This window comes from Streptomyces sp. NPDC048185, from assembly GCF_043202495.1.
Lineage (GTDB): Bacteria > Actinomycetota > Actinomycetes > Streptomycetales > Streptomycetaceae > Streptomyces.
This window is the reverse complement of record NZ_JBIDAN010000004.1, coordinates 507,547-525,543: the sequence shown is the minus strand read 5'-3', so window position 1 is coordinate 525,543 and position 17,997 is coordinate 507,547. Positions and strand designations below refer to the sequence as shown.

11 protein-coding genes are annotated in these 17,997 nt (G+C 70.6%); 2 read left to right on the top strand and 9 right to left on the bottom strand.

Translation table 11 applies throughout. The features are described 5' to 3' along the window. Positions 1-5: 5 nt before the first annotated feature. The 7 genes from ACGF3H_RS15815 to ACGF3H_RS15785 all read right to left on the bottom strand — a co-directional run bounded on the left by ACGF3H_RS15815 (position 6) and on the right by ACGF3H_RS15785 (position 10,424). The gene (locus ACGF3H_RS15815; protein ID WP_362497159.1) at positions 6-1,142 is read right to left on the bottom strand and encodes an ABC transporter permease; all 1,137 of its coding nucleotides are present in this window, start codon (positions 1,140-1,142) and stop codon (positions 6-8) included. A 7-nt stretch (positions 1,143-1,149) separates the two neighbouring features. Further along, on the bottom strand, positions 1,150-2,151 hold the full coding sequence (locus tag ACGF3H_RS15810) for an ABC transporter permease (protein WP_362497156.1): 1,002 nt from the start codon (positions 2,149-2,151) through the stop codon (positions 1,150-1,152). A 22-nt stretch (positions 2,152-2,173) separates the two neighbouring features. Beyond that, on the bottom strand, positions 2,174-4,186 hold the full coding sequence (locus tag ACGF3H_RS15805) for an ABC transporter substrate-binding protein (protein WP_362497153.1): 2,013 nt from the start codon (positions 4,184-4,186) through the stop codon (positions 2,174-2,176). Then, the gene (locus ACGF3H_RS15800; protein ID WP_362497151.1) at positions 4,176-5,138 is read right to left on the bottom strand and encodes a dihydrodipicolinate synthase family protein; all 963 of its coding nucleotides are present in this window, start codon (positions 5,136-5,138) and stop codon (positions 4,176-4,178) included. The genes ACGF3H_RS15805 and ACGF3H_RS15800 overlap by 11 nt, the downstream gene beginning before the upstream one ends. 176 nt (positions 5,139-5,314) lie before the next feature. Next, entirely contained in the window at positions 5,315-7,606 is a 2,292-nt protein-coding gene (locus ACGF3H_RS15795) for an Ig-like domain-containing protein (protein WP_362497148.1), read from the bottom strand. Between the two features lie 76 nt (positions 7,607-7,682). Beyond that, on the bottom strand, positions 7,683-8,903 hold the full coding sequence (locus ACGF3H_RS15790) for a hypothetical protein (RefSeq protein ID WP_362497145.1): 1,221 nt from the start codon (positions 8,901-8,903) through the stop codon (positions 7,683-7,685). A 9-nt stretch (positions 8,904-8,912) separates the two neighbouring features. Further along, positions 8,913-10,424 (bottom strand): pectinesterase family protein, encoded by a 1,512-nt coding sequence (locus ACGF3H_RS15785; RefSeq protein WP_362497250.1) that lies wholly within the window; start codon positions 10,422-10,424, stop codon positions 8,913-8,915. A gap of 328 nt (positions 10,425-10,752) precedes the next feature. Here ACGF3H_RS15785 and ACGF3H_RS15780 point away from each other — a divergent pair, with 328 nt between their 5' ends. Both ACGF3H_RS15780 and ACGF3H_RS15775 read left to right on the top strand, forming a co-directional pair. Next, positions 10,753-11,484 (top strand): GntR family transcriptional regulator, encoded by a 732-nt coding sequence (locus tag ACGF3H_RS15780; protein ID WP_362497143.1) that lies wholly within the window; start codon positions 10,753-10,755, stop codon positions 11,482-11,484. A 26-nt stretch (positions 11,485-11,510) separates the two neighbouring features. Next, complete coding sequence (locus tag ACGF3H_RS15775; RefSeq protein ID WP_362497247.1) at positions 11,511-13,445, top strand: beta-L-arabinofuranosidase domain-containing protein; 1,935 nt, start codon at positions 11,511-11,513, stop codon at positions 13,443-13,445. Here ACGF3H_RS15775 and ACGF3H_RS15770 read toward each other — a convergent pair. Both ACGF3H_RS15770 and ACGF3H_RS15765 read right to left on the bottom strand, forming a co-directional pair. After that, complete coding sequence (locus tag ACGF3H_RS15770) at positions 13,431-15,851, bottom strand: glycoside hydrolase family 95 protein (RefSeq protein ID WP_362497141.1); 2,421 nt, start codon at positions 15,849-15,851, stop codon at positions 13,431-13,433. The two genes, ACGF3H_RS15775 and ACGF3H_RS15770, sit on opposite strands and share 15 nt — an antisense overlap. 138 nt (positions 15,852-15,989) lie before the next feature. Continuing rightward, a complete protein-coding gene (locus tag ACGF3H_RS15765) occupies positions 15,990-17,876 on the bottom strand; it encodes a right-handed parallel beta-helix repeat-containing protein (RefSeq protein WP_362497138.1) in 1,887 nt (628 codons plus the stop codon). Positions 17,877-17,997 lie beyond the last annotated feature (121 nt).

Here is a 17,997-nt window from a genome sequence, read left to right as displayed (position 1 = left end):
GCCCCCTACTTGTACGGGTCTGCGGAGTCCCGCAGTCCGTCACCGACGAAGTTCATGGCCAGCACGGTGACGAACACCGCGATGCCGGGTATCAGCAGCCAGGGCGCGGTCTCCACGGTGCGGACGTTCTGCGCCTCCTGCAACAGCACCCCCCAGCTGACGGCGGGCGACTGCAGGCCGAGTCCGAGGAAGCTCATCGCCGTCTCGCCGAGGATCATGCCGGGCACGGCCATGCTGATCGACGCGATCACATGGCTCGACATGGACGGCACCATGTGCCGGAAGATGATCCGCCGGCGTCCGCAGCCGTCGAGGCGGGCGGCCACGACGAAGTCCTCCTCGCGCAGGGAGAAGAAGCGTCCCCGCACCACCCGCGCCAGGCCCGTCCAGCCGATCACCGACAGGATGGTGGTGATGGCGAGGTACCGCGACAGCGGTCCCCACTGGTCGGGGACGGCCGCGGAGAGCGACAGCCACAGCGGCAGCGTCGGGATCGACATCAGGAACTCGATGACGCGCTGGATCAGCAGGTCCGGTGTGCCGCCGAAGTACCCGGAGATGCCGCCGAAGAGCAGCCCGAGGAAGAAGCTGACGGCGACACCGACGAGGCCGATCGACAGCGAGACCCGCGCCCCGTGGATGATCCGGGAGAGCACGTCGCGGCCGGAGCGGTCGGCGCCCAGGAAGTACACCCTGTCGTCGGGGTCGGCGGCGCCGAACAGGTGCCGGTCCCAGGGGATCAGGCCCCACATCTCGTAGGAGTCGCCCTTGGCGAAGAACGTCAGCGGGATCCGGTGGTCCGGGTCGACGGTGTGGATCTGCTCGAAGGTCTCCGGGTCGCGCCGGGTCGTGTACCCGTTGGCGTAGAAGCGCAGGCCGTCGTCCCAGCTGAGGTCCACCTTGACCGTCTGCGGTGGCGCGTAGGTGTGCTTCTCGTCGGTCGCGCTGGGCGAGCCGGGTGCGAGGACCTCGGCGAAGACGACCACGAAGTAGGCGATCACCACGATCACCGCGCCGGCCATGGCGAGCCGGTGCTTGCGGAACCTGCGCCACACCAGCCGCCAGGGGCTGGCCTGCCCGCCGGCGACGGGTGCGTCGTCGGCGAGCGCCGCCTCTCCGGGCTGCGGTGTCTTGGTCAGCATGGGCCGCTCACCCTCCCTCGTAGCTGTGCCTGATCCTGGGGTCCCACCAGGCGAGGGCCAGGTCGCTGATCAGGGTGCCGATGACGGTGAGGGTGGACAGGATCAGGATGAAGCTGCCCACCAGATACATGTCCTGGTTGGTGACACCGCCCAGCAGCAGCGGCCCGGTCGTCGGCAGGTTCATCACGATCGAGATGATCGTCTCGCCGCTGATCAGGCCGGGCAGCAGCCAGCCGACGGTGGAGAAGAACGGGCTCATGGACATCCGGAACGGATACTTCAGCAGCAGTTTCCACTCGGGCAGGCCCTTGGCGCGGGCCGCCATGACGTAGGGCTTGTACAACTCGTCGAGGAGGTTGGCGCGCGCGATGCGGATGGCACCCGCGGTGCCCGACACCGCGATGATCACGATGGGCAGCCAGATGTGCGAGGCCAGGTCGAGCACCTTGCCGAGGTTCCAGGCGGCGTCCTGGTACTCGGGCGAGAACAGCCCGCCGGGACTCATCCCGAAGTAGCGCATGCCGGCCCACATCAGCACCAGTGCCAGCATGAACTCCGGTACGGCCATGCCGACGAAGCCGAAGAACGTGGCGATGTAGTCGCCGGCGGAGTACTGCCTGACGGCCGAGTAGATGCCGATCGGGTAGGCGATCGCCCAGATCAGCAACATGGTGGCGATGGAGAGGGTGAAGGAGAGCGCCACCCGGTCCCAGATCAGGTCGGAGACCGGCTGGCTGTTGTAGGCGAAGGCCTGCCCGAAGTCGCCGTGCAGGACGATGTTGCTGATCCACTTCCAGTACTGGGTCAGGAAGGGCTGGTCCAGCCCGTAGCGGTCGCGCAGTGCCGCGGCCTCGGCCGGGCCCATCACCTCGCCGCGCTCCTCGGCGTTGGCCTGGAGCGTGGAGACGTAGTCGCCCGGTGGCAGCTGGATGATGAAGAACGTCGCCAGGGAGATGGCCCCCAGGGTGAGGACCATCCAGCCGAGGCGGCGGGTGACGAACGAGAGCATTCCCGTCACTCCCGTCCGGCCGTCAGGCCTTGCCCTTGAAGAAGTAGGTGCTCGGGTTGCTGGGACCGGGCGCCTGGTGGAAGCCGGTGGCGTTGAACGACGTGGGGACGTTGACCATGTTCGTCCGGACGATCCCGTAGTCCTTCGGCGGCGTGGAGATGCCGATGTAGTAGAGCTCCTCCTTCGTGATCTCCAGGATCTGCCGGGCGAGCGCGAGGGCCTCGTCGGCGTCGAAGGTGGCGCGCATCCGGTCGAAGAGCCGCAACTGCTCCTTGATACGGGCCGGAGGCTCCTCGCCGTCCTTGCCCTCCCTGAAGTACCACTTGGCCCACTCACCGCCGAACCGGGAGGAGCCGCGCGGGTTGTTGGGCAGGTAGTAGTGGTTGCCTCCGGTGCCGGTGCGGATGTCGAAGTTGTTGCAGTCCCAGACGGCCGCCTCGGACTCGCCGGCCTCGACCCGTTCCCAGTACAGCGTCTCGGCCATGCGCGAGATGGTGGCGTCCACGCCGACCTTGCGCCAGTCGGTGCGCACCATGTCCAGGGCGTCGACCAGATCGGCCATCTCGGAGACGACGAAGACCCTGAAGGCGACCGGGTCGCCGTCCTCGGTGAGGCGGATGCCGTCGCCGTTGCGCCTGGTCAGGCCGGCCCGGTCCAGGTACTCGTCGGCCTTCGCCACGGAGTACTCGGTGTACTGGGTGCCGAGTTCCCTGTCGTAGAGCTCGTTGCCCTCGTTGGGGCCGGCCTGCCAGGGCTTGCCCTGCCCGGCGAAGACCGTGTCGATGATCTTCTGCCGGTTGATGGCGTGGGAGAGCCCGATGCGGAAGTTCTTGTCGCCGTAGAGGGCGCGCTTCTTCTTGTCCTTGTGGGTCCGGTTGAACCCGATGATCATCGTGTTGGCGGCGTCGGGCTCGACGTCGACGAGGCGGTAGCCGCCCTTGGTGCGGTTGCGGGAGACGACCGGCTTGTTGCGCACCGTGCCGAACTGGTAGAGCTGCATGTCCAGGTCGCCGTTGGAGATCTTGAGGACCTCGACCTCCACCTCTTCCAGGATCTGCACGATGACCTTGTCGATGTACGGCAGCTGGCTGCCGTCCGGGTCGGTCTTCCAGTAGTAGGGATTGCGCTCGCAGACGACCTGGCTGCCCTTGGTGGCCGCGTTCCTGGCGATCCAGGCGTTGAGGGTGGGCATCGCCGGGTTGTTCCACGGCTCGGCGATGATCTCCATGTGGTTGATCCAGTCGGCGGAGCCGGCCTTCTTCGCCACCGCGTTCGCGTCCTTGTTGTACTTGATGTGGTACTTCTCGAAGTAGTGCTTGGGCAGCACCATGTACACGCCCGTCGTGCCCGCGATCTCCTCGAGGAAGCCCGGCTTGGGCTCCTCGTAGACGTACTTCACGGTGAGGTCGTCCACGATCTCGAAGCGGGCGGGCTTCCCGGACCGGGACAGCCAGAGTTCGTACACGCCGTACTGGTGCAGTTGCTGGTCGGTGTTGTAGTCGGTGAAGGCGAAGGCGAAGTCGTCCACCGTGACCGGCCTGCCGTCGGACCACTTCAGGCCCTTGCGCAGGTGGAAGACGAACTCCTTCCCCCCGTCCACGACTTCGTACTTCTCGCAGACGTTGGGCAGGATGTCCGTCTTGGTGACGCCCTCCCACTCGGGCGCCCAGCGCACCAGCGGCTCGTAGCCCAGGCTGAACCTCAGCCAGCCGATGTCCTCCTGGGTGATCATCGCGGAGTGCCAGGTGCCGCCGTAGGCGCCGGTCTCCTCGAGGGGCTCGACCACCAGGGGGGCGGCGGGGAGACGGTCCTGGACCTTGGGCAGCTTGCCGGCGTCCGCCTTCTCCTTCAGGGAAGGCGCTTCCTTGCCCTTCGCTCCCCCGCCGCCACCGCTGCTGCCGTCGTCGGGGTCGGTGTCGAAGAACCCGCAGCCCGCCAGTGACGTGGCCACCAGGAAGCCGCCGCCCGCCCGCAGGAGCGTGCGCCGGTCGAGCACGCCGCGGTGCGAGGGGGACGGTGTGCGGTCAGGAGTCATGTCCACGCTCCTTTGCGTGAGCTGCCGCTTCCAGCTCGCGGACCCTGGGAACCACGGTCGCGGCCAGGCGGCGCCGTTCCTCGGCGTCGGGGCGCGCCAGCGGGTCGGCGGCATGGGCGTCATCGATGCGGCCGAGGGCCGCCAGGACGAACTTGAAGGTGCTGACGATCGCGGAGAGGGTGGGTTCGCGGCGGGCGGCGCGCATCAGGTCGAGCAGCTCCTCCAGCTGCTCCTGGAGCATCCGGGCGCGCGGCCAGTCGCCGGAGCGGGCCGCCTCGTACAGGGCGACCAGGTGGCGGGGCGTCACGTTGGCGAGCGAGGAGGTGGCTCCGGCGGCGCCCGCGTACAGGGACAGGTCGGTGAGGCTGCTGCCGCCGGTGAAGCAGCGCAGGTCGAGGCCGTGCCGGTCGAGGCGGTTCAGCAGCTGCCGCAGCCAGGTCATGTCGCCGGCACTGTCCTTGATGCCGCGGAGCACGCCCTCACGGGTGAGGTCGAGCACGCAGTCGACGGTCAGGGCCGACCGGGTGAGCTGGGGCATGTGGTAGGCGATGACCGGGAAGCCCACGGCACGGGCCACGGCACGGTAGTGGTCCCGCAGTTCCTCACGTCCGTAGCCGGCGAAGTACGGGGCGATGACGGCGATCTCGTCGGCCCCGGCGTCCACCGCGGCGAGGGCGTGGCGCACGGTGGACGCGGTCGCGGCGTCGCCGACATGCGCGATCACGGGGATCCGGCCGCCCGCGGTCTTGGCGGCGACAGCGACGGCGAGCGTGCGTTCGTCGTGGTCGAGCGCGTGGAACTCGCCGGTCGTCCCGTTGATCCACAGTCCGTGGACCCCGGCGTCGATCAGTGTGGTCAGGTGCCGTTCCAGCGAGGACCGGTCCAGGGTGCCCGCGGCGTTCATGGGTGACACGGTCGGTGCGATGATCCCGTGGAGCGCATGTCTCGGCATGAATACCTCGCCTTGCGGCATGTCGGTGGTATGCCACGAGTCTGTTGAGTACCCCGGTGGCCGTCAACCCCTGGGGCACAGGCAATGACCGGCTGGGGTGAACGTCCGTCAGGCCCGGTCCACCTGCGGCATACCAAGGAACGGTGCCGGGCCCGAAAGAGTGCCGCGTGCGGCGGCTAGTGGTTGATCTTCACCTGGCTGAAGGTCGCGGTCACGTAGTTCGAGACGGCGTTGGCCTCCTTGTTCCCGTCCACGAACAGGCCCGCGTAGACCTTGTCGCCCATCGGGATCCGTTCGTAGCCGACGCGTGTCCACTGGAGGGAGTCCGGTGAGATCTCCGAGGTGAACTCGTCGCCGCGCAGGGTGATGCGCAGCCAGTACGGCTTGTCGTCGAGCATCTCGTCCTCGTCGTACGGGTACGTGCCGACGCTCATCTCGGTGCCGTTGGCGTGGATGCGCTTCACGACGGCCTTGATGCCGCCCTCGGCGATGTAGATGCCCAGGGCGTTGAAGGGCGAGTCGGGGGTGAGGTTCTCGCGGATCATGATGCCCGCGAGGACGTCCTGGTAGACGACGCTGAGGGAGTCCAGGCGGGCGATCAGTTCCACGACCTCGTCGCCGGGGGCGTCGACGCTCTGGTGGACGAACCGGCACGAGTCCTTGCGCCCCTTGAGCTTGCCGGACCCGCGCAGGGTGAACACGCCGCGGTCCAGGGCGGAGGCTCCCGCGACGGGCACCTTGCCGATGTCCGTGGCGGTCCAGCTGCCCAGCGCGGTCTCCCGGTTGACGTGCACGGGCACCATGCTGGACGTCGTGGAGGTGCCCGTGCTGTCGGTGGCGCGCGCGGTGAGGTGGTGGGTGCCCTGCGGTGCCCCCTTCCAGACGGCCTCGTACGGCGCGGAGGTGGCCTCGCCTACCTTCTGGTCGTCGGCGTAGAAGGCCACCGACGCGATGGTCGCGCCGTCCTGGGCCTGCGCCTCGGCGCGCAGGGTGATGTCGTGGGTGCCGGCGGCCGAGGTCAGCACGGTGTCGATGGCCGGCGCGGTCAGCGTCACGACGGGGTTGGCCGCACCGGTACGGCGCAGGGAGTTCAGGTACAGCTCCAGGTGGCTGTAGCCGGTGGCCGGGTCGATGGTGCTGCCGTCGGCTGCGTCGTTCTTCGCCAGGCCGTGCGCCTTCTCCCAGTCGTCGGGGATGCCGTCGTGGTCGCTGTCCCTGGGGGCCGGTGCCGAGGCGAGCGGGACGACCCCGCCGACCGCCTTCTGTGAGTTGATCATGCGTCCGGTGCCCTGGCGCGCGTCGGCCACGACGCGTGCGTCGACGGCGTCGCGGCGCGGCAGGGTGGCTCCGGCGCCGTCCAGCACGGCCTGGTAGGCGTCCTTGGCCGACTGCGCCTCGATGGGGTCGGGGAAGTCGAGCGGCGCCTCGCGCAGGGTGACCCCGCCGGCCGGGAAGTCGACGCCGCGGGTGTTGTCCGCGGTGATGTCGGAGTGGCCCTCTATGACGTTGCCGCTGACGTGCCAGATGCCGCCGCGGTTGGGCGCGACGATGACCGGCGCGATGCCGGCGAGCGTGTCGGGACCCGGCTTGTAGTAGTTGCCGACCATGTTGACGCCGTCGGCCCACTCCCCTCCGTAGCAGGAGGTGAAGCCGTAGTTGTAGATGACGTTGTTGCGGTGGTCGGCCCGCTGGGGCACGTCCTCGACGAAGCTGAAGCGCGGGTTGCGTCCGCCCTGGTGCACCAGCAGGTTGTGGTGGTAGGTGACGTTGTCGCCGCCCCACAGTCCGCCGTAGCCGTGCCGGCCCTTCTCGTGGGCGGACATCGCGAGGCCCTCCGCGATGATGCACCACTGCATGGTGAAGTTCTCGTTGCCGTACGGCGAGCAGACCTCGTCGACCGCCCAGCTGAAGGAGCAGTGGTCGATGATGACGTTGCGGCAGCGCTCCATGCCGAAGGTGTCGATGGGCGTGCCGAGGGTGTCCGTGCCACGGAAGCGCAGGTGCCGGAGGATGATGTTCTCGACGTCCTTCGCCTTCGTCTCGTTGCCCACGACGCAGATGCCGTCGCCGGGCGCGGTCTGGCCGGCGATCGTGAGGTTCGACCCGGTGATGTCCAGGCCGCCCTTGAGCTCGATGTTCCCCGACACCCGGAAGACGACGGTACGGTCGCTGCCGGAGACGGCGTCGCGCAGCGACCCGGGCCCGGAGTCGGCGAGGGTGGTGACCTCGTAGACCGAGCCGCCCCGGCCTCCCGTGGCATAGCGGCCGCCGCCCTCCGCCCCGGGGAAGGCGAGGACGTCGCCCGCGGCGTCGGCCGCCGCGGCGAGCTTGTCGGCGGCCTGCGCGGACGGCATGCGCAGGGCCGCCGTACCGATCAGGGCCCCGGCGCCGACGACGAAGGCGCGGCGTCCCAGGCGTCTGTCCGTGTCGTCGCTCCTGCCGGTGGCGTGGCCGTTCAGGGGATTCATGGCGTGGCTTCTCCTTGAGGGGTCGAGGGAGTCGGGCCGGTCGGGGTGTCGCGCCGTCCGGGCGACACGGGTCGTCTCAGGGCTCGTCGGCGCAGTTCACGTCGAGGTCCCACAGGATCACGTCGAGGGCGTGGGGGCTGATGGTGTGTTCTCCGTGGGTGGCGTCCTCCAGGAGTTCCCAGTGGCCGTTGCCGATGACCTGGATCCGCTGGCGCACCACCGGTTCGTAGCTGCGGTGCCCCACGCCGTTGAAGCAGCAGGCGTCGAAGCGGTTGAGGATCTGCATCTGCCGGCGGTGCCGCCCGACGGACGCCAGGGCGTAGAGGTCGGGGAAGTCGCAGATGCCGTAGAACACCGGGTGCCTGTCCAGGCGCTGCTCCCAGTCGCCGGTGGTGGGGCTCGGTTTGGGCGGCGCCGAGCGCAGGAAGAACGGCAGCGAACCGGCCGTCGGATAGCTGCGGGTGATGCGGGGATCGAGGGCCGGGTACACGGTGGCGGTCCAGCCACCGCCGGAGAGACCGATCATCTGCAGGGACGAGGGCCGGTAGGTCCGGGACACGTGGTTGACCGCCACCGCGAGCGGCTCCAGGAAGAAGCGGAGGGTGGAAAAGGTCTCGGTCTCCCACGGCCCCAGGTCGTTGTGGGACTCGGGGGTCACCAGGGTGCCGGGGTCGGTGGGGCTCTGCAGCTGCTTCGGGTTCCAGTGGTACAAGGGCATCGCGCACAGCAGCACGCCGTAGCCGGCGTCGAGGAGTGCCTGCGCGGTGCGCTGCATGGTCTCGGGTGTCTCGCCGTGGCCGTTGTGGTACAGGGCGAAGCGTCCGTGGGCGGCGGCGCGGCGCGGCAGCACCAGGTGGACCACGGACCGCAGACCGTACGGCAGGTGCACGGTGAGCCGGTCGGTGCGCCGCACGCCGGTGAAGGCGGGCAGCTCGGGCGCGGTGACGCCCTGCTCCACCTCGGGCAGGGTCTGCGGCAGCCGCCCGTCGGCGGACTTCCACACCTCGGCGACGAGCAGCTGCCGCAGACGCTCGGTGTCCGCCTCGGTGTGCACGGTCATCAGCTGCTCGACGTCGACGCCGACGACCTGCTGCGGCAGGGCCCGGTAGTCGATGCCGTGGGCCCGGGCCACCTCCTGGTCGACGGGGGCGACCGGGCGCGGCCGGGCCGGCGGGCGGCCGCCCGGCGGCATCCCCTGCGCGGACGCCGTGCCGCTCGGGCCGGTACCCGCGAGCGTGGCGGCGGTCGCGGCGGCGCCCGCGGTGAGGAACAGGGATCTGCGGCTGACAGGTGGCATGACGGCCCCTCAGTGGTGTCGGGTGTGGTCGGGTGCGGCGGCCGGGTCCCAGCCGTCCAGCAGGCGGGCCGGGTCGCGCCACTCGCGCGCCTCGGCGGCGGACAGCTGCCGCGAGCACGAGAGCCGGTCGCCGGTGTCCACCGGCGCGCCGCTCAGGTCCGTGCTGCCGTACTCCCAGAAGCGCAGCCGCTGCCCGGCCGAGCAGTCGAAGCCGGTCAGGCCCCAGCCGACCGGTGCCACGTGGGAATCCATGGCCGTGTCGACGAAGACGGCCTGGCTCGCGGGGAAGCGGCTGTCGATGCGGCTGAGCAGCACACTGCCGTCGGGTACGGAGTCCGCACGGGTGAGCCTGGTGTTCACGAGGACGGCGCCGGGCGCGTCGGGTGCGTTGCGGATCTGGCTGATGTAGCCGATGTCCAGCGACTTGAGCTCGGAGTCCCGGACGAAGACGCCTCCGGTGCCCCAGAAGAAGTCGACGTTGCCCTCGATGTAGGAGTCGGTGACGAACGCCCTGCCCTGGAGCCGCAGGCTGTCCTGGAAGCTGAGTACGCGTACCCCGTCGAGGACGATGCGGTCGCCGTTGCCACGGAAGGCCTCGGCCTGCGATCCGCCCTTGGGGGTGAGGTTGTGGACGGTGAGGTCGCTCAGCCGGAAGTCGTCGGCGTCGGCTCCGAAGGCCGCGCGCCAGCAGTTGAAGCGGTCGGGGTCCGGCAGGACGCGGCGTGGGCAGTAGCTCTGCTCGGGTGGCACGCCGGCCATCGCGGAGTCGCCGTTGAGCAGGTTGTTGTTCGGGTAGCCGATGACGGTGCGGCCCGCCCCGGCGCCACGGATCCGCAGATGGGGCCGGGTCGGTCCGACGTAGACGATCTCCCGGTAGGTGCCGGGGGCCACGTCGATGCGCACCTCGGCGCGGTTGCCCTCCGGCACGGAGTCGACGGCGCCCTGGACGGTGCAGAAGTCACCTGTGCCGCGGGCGTCCACGCGCAGGCGCCGGGTGCCGCGTGGCGGTGCGTCCGCGGTGCGGAAGCGCCAGGCGTGCGGCGAGGTGATGCCCCGGTGGCCACGGAAGAAGCCGGGCTCGACGGTGACGTAGTACTCCTGGCCCGCCTCCAGGGTGCGGTGCAGCAGGACGGTGGCGGTGCGGCCGGTGACGACGACCGGCTCGTAGGTCCACAGGTGCGGTTCGCCGTAGTCGGAGCGCGCGTTTCCGACGGTCCGCCGGTACGTCGCCGGGTCGGCGAGGTCGACGGTGTCCGCGGCGCTGCCGTCGGCGCGGTGCACGGTCAGACGGCCTTCCGTGCCGAGCTGGACGGCCGAGTCGAAGGCGAGGCGCAAGGGGGTGTCGGCGCAGACGGCCCGCGCCGTACCGTTCGGTGCCGCGGACACCGGCCGGCCCCCCGCGGCGCCGCCGGTCGCGTCGGCCGCGGCCGGCGGGGCGACGACGGCCGGGGCCAGCAGAAGGGCCAGGACCGGGCCGGTGCGCAGCAGCGGGCGCACACGGGAAACAAGCTGACTGAACATAGATCGCACAGGACGACTCCTCGTCGGCATACCTATGGCATGCCAGCGATGGAAGCACATGAGTCACTCACTGAACACCCCCCTTGCCGGAGTGAAGCCCATTGCCGGAGGCACGAGTTGACTCCGAGGACCGCTCCGACCCCGCTGTACCCGCCTCGCCGGGGGGCCCGCGCCGGGTGCGCCGGCCCGTTCGCGGCGCGCAGGGATTCACACGGCGTCGCCCGAACCGGCAGACACTCCGCCTACCAGTGGCATACCATGAGTCCGGGCGCGCTGACCGGACGATACGGTGGCCCGGACAGCAGTCGCGGAGTGCCAGGAGGACGGCATGACCCCACCGAAAGCGGCATCGGCCCGGCAGGAACCGGCCGCGTCGTCGACAGCGCCGGCGTCCGAGGAGAGCCTGGAGGACCGGGCGCGCCAGGCGTTGGTGGACTGGCTGACGAAGGAGCACCCGGCGCCGGGCCAGCCCGTCCCGGTCCGGGAGTTCGCCCGGCGCCTGGGCATGAGCCGCACCCCGGTGCGCAGCGCGGTGGGGCGCCTCTACGAGCGCGGTCTGCTGGCCTACGACCCGGTCGCCGGATTCACCGTCGCCATCCCCTCGCTCTCCAGCATCTACGAGTTGTTCGAACTGCGGCTGATGCTCGAGTCGCACGCCCTGCGGCTGTTCGCGGAGCGCACCGACCGCGAGCCGCCGGCCCGTCTGCGCGAACTGGTGGACGAGGCCGACGAACTGGCCCGCCTGTCGGTCGAGGACCACACGCGGTACATCGACTTCCGGGAGAACGACAGCCGCTTCCACCGCGCCGTGGTCGAGCTCGGGGGTCTGCCCCGGCTGCTGGAGCTCCACGACGACCTGCACCTCAGCATCCATGTGACGCGCACCGGCATGGAAGCCCCCATCACCGCGTCCCGGCTGAACACGGCCGTGGGCGAACACCGGGCCGTGGTCGACGCGCTCGAGCGCGGTGACCGGCAGGCGGCCCGGGACCTGCTGGAGGCCCACATCCTGCGGGTCCGTGACCAGACCATCGCCTTCCTCGCCCGGCCCAGGATCTAGGGCCGGCCCAGAATCCAGAGGTGACCATGTCGGGACCCGCGGTTCCCACCGGCACAGCTCACTCCGCGCACCGTCCGCTGCACCTGGAACGCACCGAGCTCACCGGCGGCCTGTGGCGCCGGTGGCGGGACGTCAACCGCGCCGTCAGCCTGCCGCTCGCCCGGCAGTGGCTGGAGCGGGCGGGGAACCTGGACAACCTCCGCATCGCCGCCGGCGAGACGGACGGCCGGTACCGGGGACCGGTCTACATGGACTCCGACGTGTACAAGGTGCTGGAGTCCGCCGCGTGGGAGCTCCAGCACGAGGGCGACGCGGACCTCGCGGACTTCCTCGGCCGGACGGCGGACCTGCTGGAACGCGCCCAGCAGGACGACGGCTACCTGAACTCCCACTACCAGGTGGCGGAACCGGGCGGGCGCTACACCAGGCTGGTCGACAGCCACGAGCTGTACTGCGCGGGGCACCTGATGCAGGCGGCGGTGGCCGCCCACCGGGCGACCTCGGACACCCGGCTGCTGGGCGTGGCCCGCCGCCTCGCCGGCCACCTCGCCGAGGTCTTCCTGGACGGCGCGGGTCCCGGTCTCGACGGCCATCCCGAGGTGGAGACCGCCCTGGTCGAGCTGTACCGGGTCACGGGCGAGGAGCGGCACCTCGCGCTGGCGTCCGCGCTGGTCGAGCGCCGCGGCCGCGGCCTGGTCGGCCGGCACAAGCACGGCGCGCGCCACCGCCAGGACCATCTGCCGGTGCGCGAGGCACCGGCCCTCACCGGACACGCCGTCCGCGCGCTCTACCTGGAGGCCGGCGTCGTGGACGTCGCCACGGAGACGGGCGACGCGTCGCTGCTCGCGGCGTCGGCGCGCCGCTGGGAGGACATGGTGGCCACCCGGACCTCGCTGACCGGCGGCCTCGGCTCCCGCCAGGTGGGCGAGGTGTTCGGCGAACGCTACGAACTGCCGCCGGACCTGTCGTACAACGAGACGTGCGCCTCGGCGGCGAGCATCCAGTGGAGCTGGCGGCTGCTGCTCGCCACGGGCCGGGCCCGCTACGCGGATCTCATCGAGCGCACGCTCCTCAACGCGTTCGCCGCGGCGCGCTCCGACGACGGCAGGACGTACTACAAGGGCAACCCGCTGCAACGGCGCCCCGACCACGCCGAGGCGGTCGGTGACCCGCGGTGCCGCGACGAGTGGTTCTTCTCCGCCTGCTGCCCGCCGGCCGTGACCCGCCTCGTCGGCTCGCTGGAGCACTACGCGGCGACCGTCTCCGAACACGCCGGGGTGCCCACCCTCCACCTGCAGCAGTACACGTCGGTCACGCTGGCCTGCCCGTTCGCCGACGGCCGGCTGGGCCTGCGGGTGCGGACGGACTACCCCTGGCGCGGCACCGTCGAGGTCACCGTCACCGAGGCGCCCTCGGGACCCTGGGCGCTCGCGCTCCGCATACCGCCGTGGAGCACCCGCACCCGGCTGGACACGCCGGACGAGAAGGGTGCCGCGGTCACCGCGGACGAGCACGGGTACGCCGTGCTGCTCCGGTCGTGGCAGCCCGGCGACACGGTGGTCCTGCACCTGGACCTGACCCCCCGGCTGACCCTGCCGCACCCGCGGATCGACGCCGTGCGCGGCTGCGCGGCCGTCGAACGCGGCCCGCTGGTCTACTGCTTCGAGCAGACCGACCAGCAGGACGGCGTCGCGGTCGACGACCTGGCACTCTCCCCGGACACCGTGTTCGAGGAGGTCGCGCACGACGACCTGGCCGGCGTCGGCCCCACCGTGGCCCTGCGGACCCGGGCGGCGGCCGTCACCGGCCGGCACCAGGACGGGCTGCCCTACCGCACCCTCGGCGGCACGGACGCCGTGGACGCCGAGCGTCCCGTCACCGCCACCGCGGTGCCCTACTTCCAGTGGGACAACCGCGGCGACGGCGCGATGCGGGTGTGGATGCCGCTACTGGCCGGCTGAGCTCAGCCGGTACCGGCCGCCCCGGCGAGTGGCGAAGGACACCACACACTTCTCCGGGCGGCCGGCGTCGGCGCCCTCGACGTCCACCGGGTGCGGGGTGCGGATGCGCACCGGGTTGCCGAGCAGGGACCGCACCTCGGCGTGCGTGACGGTGCCCGCCGTCCACTCCAGGTCGACCTCGAAGCCGCCGCGGGCCCGCAGCCCCCGGAAGGAGCCGGTCGGCCAGGCCTCGGGAAGGGCGGGCAGCAGATCGATCTCGCCGGCGTGGCTCTGCAGCAGCATCTCGGTGATGCCGGACACGCCGCCGAAGTTGCCGTCGATCTGGAACGGCGGGTGCAGGTCGAAGAGGTTGGGCGCGGTGCGCGCCGGGGTGAGCAGGTCCGACAGGTGCTTGTAGGCGCGCGCCGGGTCCAGCAGCCGGGCCCACATGTTGATCTTCCAGGCGAGGGACCAGCCCTGGCCCGCCGTTCCCCGCAGCTCCAGGCTCCTGGCCGCCGCCTCGGCCAGTTCCGGAGTGCCCCGCGGGGTGATCTGCGCGCTCGGGAAGAGACCGTAGAGGTGCGAGACGTGGCGGCTGCGGACCAGCGCCGCTTCCTCCCAGTCCTCCAGCCACTCCTGGATCTGGCCGAGGTAGCCGATCCGGGTGGGGGCGAGACGGTCGCGGACCTCGCTGACCCGTTCGACGAGCCCGGGGTCGCGGTCGAGCACCTTGGCGGCCTGCCGGAAGGCGTCGAAGAGGTCCCGCAGCAGCTGCATGTCCATGGTGGGACCGGCGCAGACGGTGACGCTCTCGCCCTCGTCCTGGTGGTGGGTGACCTCGGGGGACTGCGAGGGGTTGGTGACGAGCCAGCCGGTCTTGGCGTCCACCACCAGCGCGTCGAGGAAGAACTCCACCGCGCCCTTCATCACCGGGTAGTTGCGGGCGAGCATGCCGGTCTCGCCGGTGAACTGGTAGTGGTCCCACAGCATCACGCACAGCCACGCGCCGCCGGTCGGCCACATGCCGTACTGCGCGAAGTCCACCGGCGCGGTCCCGCGCCAGCCGTCCGTGTTGTGGTGCATCACCCAGCCCGGCGCTCCGTACAGCTGCTTGGCGGTGCGGGTGCCGGACTCGGCCAGTTCGTGCACCATCCGCACGGCGGGCTCCCAGCACTCGGCGAGGTTGCCGGGGCCGGCCGGCCAGTAGTTCATCTCGAAATTGATGTTGACGGTGTACTTGGACTCCCAGGCCGGGTTCATGCTGTCGTTCCACAGGCCCTGGAGGTTGGCGGGCTGGCCCGGCGAGCGGGAGCAGGAGGCCAGCAGGTAGCGGCCGTACTGGAAGTAGAGCGCGGCCAGCTGCGGGTCCTTGCCGTCGGCGAAGAGGGGGATGCGCTGGTCGGTGGGCAGACCGGTCCGCCCCGAGGGGCCGAGGTCGATGGCCACCCGGCTGAACAGCCGCCGGTAGTCGTCCACGTGCCGCGAGAGCAGTTTCTCGTAGGGCTTGCCGGCGGCCGGGGTCAGGTGGTGGCGGGCACGCGCCACCGGGTCGGCACCGGCGTCGAGGTAGTTGCGGTAGCTGGTCGCCATGGAGATGAGCAGGGTGACCGTGTCGGCGCCCTCGACGGTCAAGGTCCCCTGGTCGGTGCGTACCCGTCCGCCCTCGGCCTCGGCCCGGGCCAGCGCGCGGAAGCGGACCGAGCCGGGCAGGCCGTACCAGTCGCCGCTCACGCCGTCGAGCGCGATGGTGTGCTCGTCGACGGCCGAGTCGCTCGCCCGCTGAGGGGTGGTGAACCGGGCGGTGAAGCCGATGGAGCCGGGGGTGTCCGCGGTCATCCGGACCACGACGACCTGGTCGGGGGCGCTGGCGAAGACCTCACGCACATGACGTACGCCGCCGCGGGTGTATCCGGTGCGGACGACGGCGGTCTCCAGGTCCAGCTCGCGTTCGTAGCCGCTGACCTCGCCGGTGCCGGTGAAGGCGAGTTCCAGGTCGCCGAGCACCTGGTAGGCGACCTGCTCGGAGGGGCTGCCGAGGAACTCGGCGTCGATCAGTCTCTGCGCCTGGTTCCACTTCTCCTCCACCACCAGGCGGCGGATCTCCTCCAGGTGTTCCACGGCGCCCGGACGGGCGTAGTCGTGCGGACCGCCGGCCCACAGGCTGTCCTCGTTGAGCTGCAGCCGTTCGGTGTCCGTACCGCCGAAGACCATGGCGCCGATCCGGCCGTTGCCGACCGGCAGTGCCTCCAGCCACTCCCCCGCCGGGGCCCGGTACCACAGACGCATGGCGTCGCCGCCGTGGCCGGGTCCCGGCGCGGCCGGTGCGGTGCCGTCCGGTGCGGCCTGTGCGGTGGTGACGCTCAGCGCGGTCGCCGCCGCTGTGGCTCCGGCCGCGGCCAGGACGTTTCGTCGGGACAACTCGGGCATGGGTGCCTCCAGGTACGTCGTGAGGGCGGTCTGGTGCGGTGCTGTCGGCGCGGGCCGGCGCCCGCCGCTCCCCCGGGCAGCGGTTCTGGACGCACGCTGCCCGGGGGGGATCATCGGATGCGGTCGCTCAGCGGCCGCTCACTGGGTGTCGCCGTCCGGCAGGGGGTAGGGGAAGTCACCGGTGACGCCGATCTTGTCGTACTCCATCTTCGACGCGTCGTAGCCGGCCTCCCAGTTGGCGTTCTTGACGTCGTTGCACTGGTAGCTCTGGTACGACTGGTCGGTGGTCCTGCCCACCTCGATGTCCTGGAAGGTGAAGCCGCAGCCGCCGGCGTCCATGTGGATGCCCCGGGTGCCGCTGTCCGGCATCGAACCGTCCGGGATCACGTCGCCGATGACCATCTGGCGCACGTGGTTGTCCATCGGGTAGGGCTCGACGTTGTTGACGCCGTAGGTGTAGAAGGCGCCCATGTCCCCGCTGTCCAGGCCGGCTTCGTCGATGCGCAGGTACTCGAAGGTGTTGTTGCGGGCGTAGTTGTCCTTCAGGGCGACCTCCGGCCGCACCTCCAGGCTGATGCCGTAGCGGGCGCTGTGCCTGACGTGGATGTGGCTGACGGTGTTGTTGCCGGTGTTCTGCAGCTCGATGCCAGAGGCGTCACCGGGCACCAGTTCGCCGACGTGGGTGATGTAGTTGTTGGTCAGCACGTGGCCGTTGGAGGTGTTGCCCTCGCCGGGGTAGGGACCCTCGACCTTGATCCCGTCGCCGCCGGTGTTCTCCAGCAGGCTGTCGCGGACCGTCAGCCCGTCGTTGGCGAACAGGGCGTAGACGGCGTGGTAACCGGTGTCGGACACGTGCACCCGGGAGAGGGTGATGTCCTTGCTGTTGGTGACGGTGACCGCACCGAAGCGGTTGCGCGGGAGCTCGATCTGCCGGTCGTACTCCGGGTACTTGCGCGGTTCGCCGGAGTCTCCGTCGCTGATCCAGCCGTAGCGGTACCAGTCGACGAAGTCGGTGTACTGCAGGGCGAGTCCGTCCAGCGTGATGTTCTGTACGCGCCGGTCCGGGTCGGCGCCGGCCAGGTCGAACAGGGTCTTCACCGTGGGCCGCAGCACCGTGACGTCGTTGATGTCACCGCGGGGCTTGTAGTACAGCTGGCCCTTCTTGAAGTCCATGTAGTACTCGCCGGCCTGGTCCAAGAAGTCCAGGGAGTTCTGCAGGAAGTAGCGCGATCCGCCGCGGGAGTTGATGAGCGCGTAGCGGGTCCAGTACTTCAGCGTCATCTGGTTCTTGGCGGGGTTCCAGTCCCGGATCGGGACCGTGTCGGTGAACCAGCTCCAGCTGCCGCCCGACCAGATCACCGCCTGGGCGTTGCTGAGGTCCCACTTCGGGTCCCACTCACCGGGGTTGGAGTAGAGCCACTGACGTACGGCCTCCTTCTCCGGCTCCTTCAGCACGGAGGTCAGGTACGGAGCCCACTCGTCGTCGGACGTGCGGTTGGGGTAACGGGCGGTGGTGGCGCGCTTGCCGTCCTCGAAGAGGGTGTAGAAGGGGTTGTCGGTGCCGACGTCCGCGCGGTAGATGCCGTCCTTGTACTCCTCCCAGCCGGTGACGGGCCGGGCGCCCATGACCCGGGCCTTGCCGGGGCCGTCGTAGGAGCGGTAGACCACCCGGTGGCCGTCGGCGCCCGAGTCGCGGTCGTCGAGTTCGATGGTGCTGCTCACCGGGTAGTCGCCGGCGCGCAGGTTGACGTCGATGTCGCAGTGCATCCGGCCGGGGCGGTTCAGGCCCTTGTCGCGGATGAGGTCGCGTGCTCCCTCGATGGTCTTCAGGGGCCGGCTCTCGGTGCCCTTGGCCTTGTCGTTCCCGTCGGGCGACACGAAGAGTTCGGTGGCCTTGCAGGCGGCGGGCTTCGCGTTCGCGTCCGGCACGTCCAGCATCGCCCCGCCGACCAGCAGGCTGCCGGCCGCGAGCAGGAGCAGAAGTCTCGGCTTGCGCCGTAGGGGTTGTGGCTGCGTGGTTGGCACGGAGGCCTCCTTGCCGCGTGGAGTACGTGATGTCGTTGTCGAGTCCGTGGACGGCCCGGCGGCCTTCGGCGTCACGGGTGGGTGACGCGCCGCGCCGGACGTGGTGCGGTGGTGCGGACGT

Coding starts and splice junctions, on each gene's coding strand:
- ACGF3H_RS15810 (WP_362497156.1), bottom strand. CDS start 2,151: ATGCTCTCGTTCGTCACCCGCCGCCTCGGCTGGATGGTCCTCACCCTG.
- ACGF3H_RS15800 (WP_362497151.1), bottom strand. CDS start 5,138: ATGCCGAGACATGCGCTCCACGGGATCATCGCACCGACCGTGTCACCC.
- ACGF3H_RS15770 (WP_362497141.1), bottom strand. CDS start 15,851: ATGCCCGAGTTGTCCCGACGAAACGTCCTGGCCGCGGCCGGAGCCACA.
- ACGF3H_RS15805 (WP_362497153.1), bottom strand. CDS start 4,186: ATGACTCCTGACCGCACACCGTCCCCCTCGCACCGCGGCGTGCTCGAC.
- ACGF3H_RS15785 (WP_362497250.1), bottom strand. CDS start 10,424: ATGTTCAGTCAGCTTGTTTCCCGTGTGCGCCCGCTGCTGCGCACCGGC.
- ACGF3H_RS15775 (WP_362497247.1), top strand. CDS start 11,511: ATGTCGGGACCCGCGGTTCCCACCGGCACAGCTCACTCCGCGCACCGT.
- ACGF3H_RS15780 (WP_362497143.1), top strand. CDS start 10,753: ATGACCCCACCGAAAGCGGCATCGGCCCGGCAGGAACCGGCCGCGTCG.
- ACGF3H_RS15795 (WP_362497148.1), bottom strand. CDS start 7,606: ATGAATCCCCTGAACGGCCACGCCACCGGCAGGAGCGACGACACGGAC.
- ACGF3H_RS15815 (WP_362497159.1), bottom strand. CDS start 1,142: ATGCTGACCAAGACACCGCAGCCCGGAGAGGCGGCGCTCGCCGACGAC.
- ACGF3H_RS15790 (WP_362497145.1), bottom strand. CDS start 8,903: ATGCCACCTGTCAGCCGCAGATCCCTGTTCCTCACCGCGGGCGCCGCC.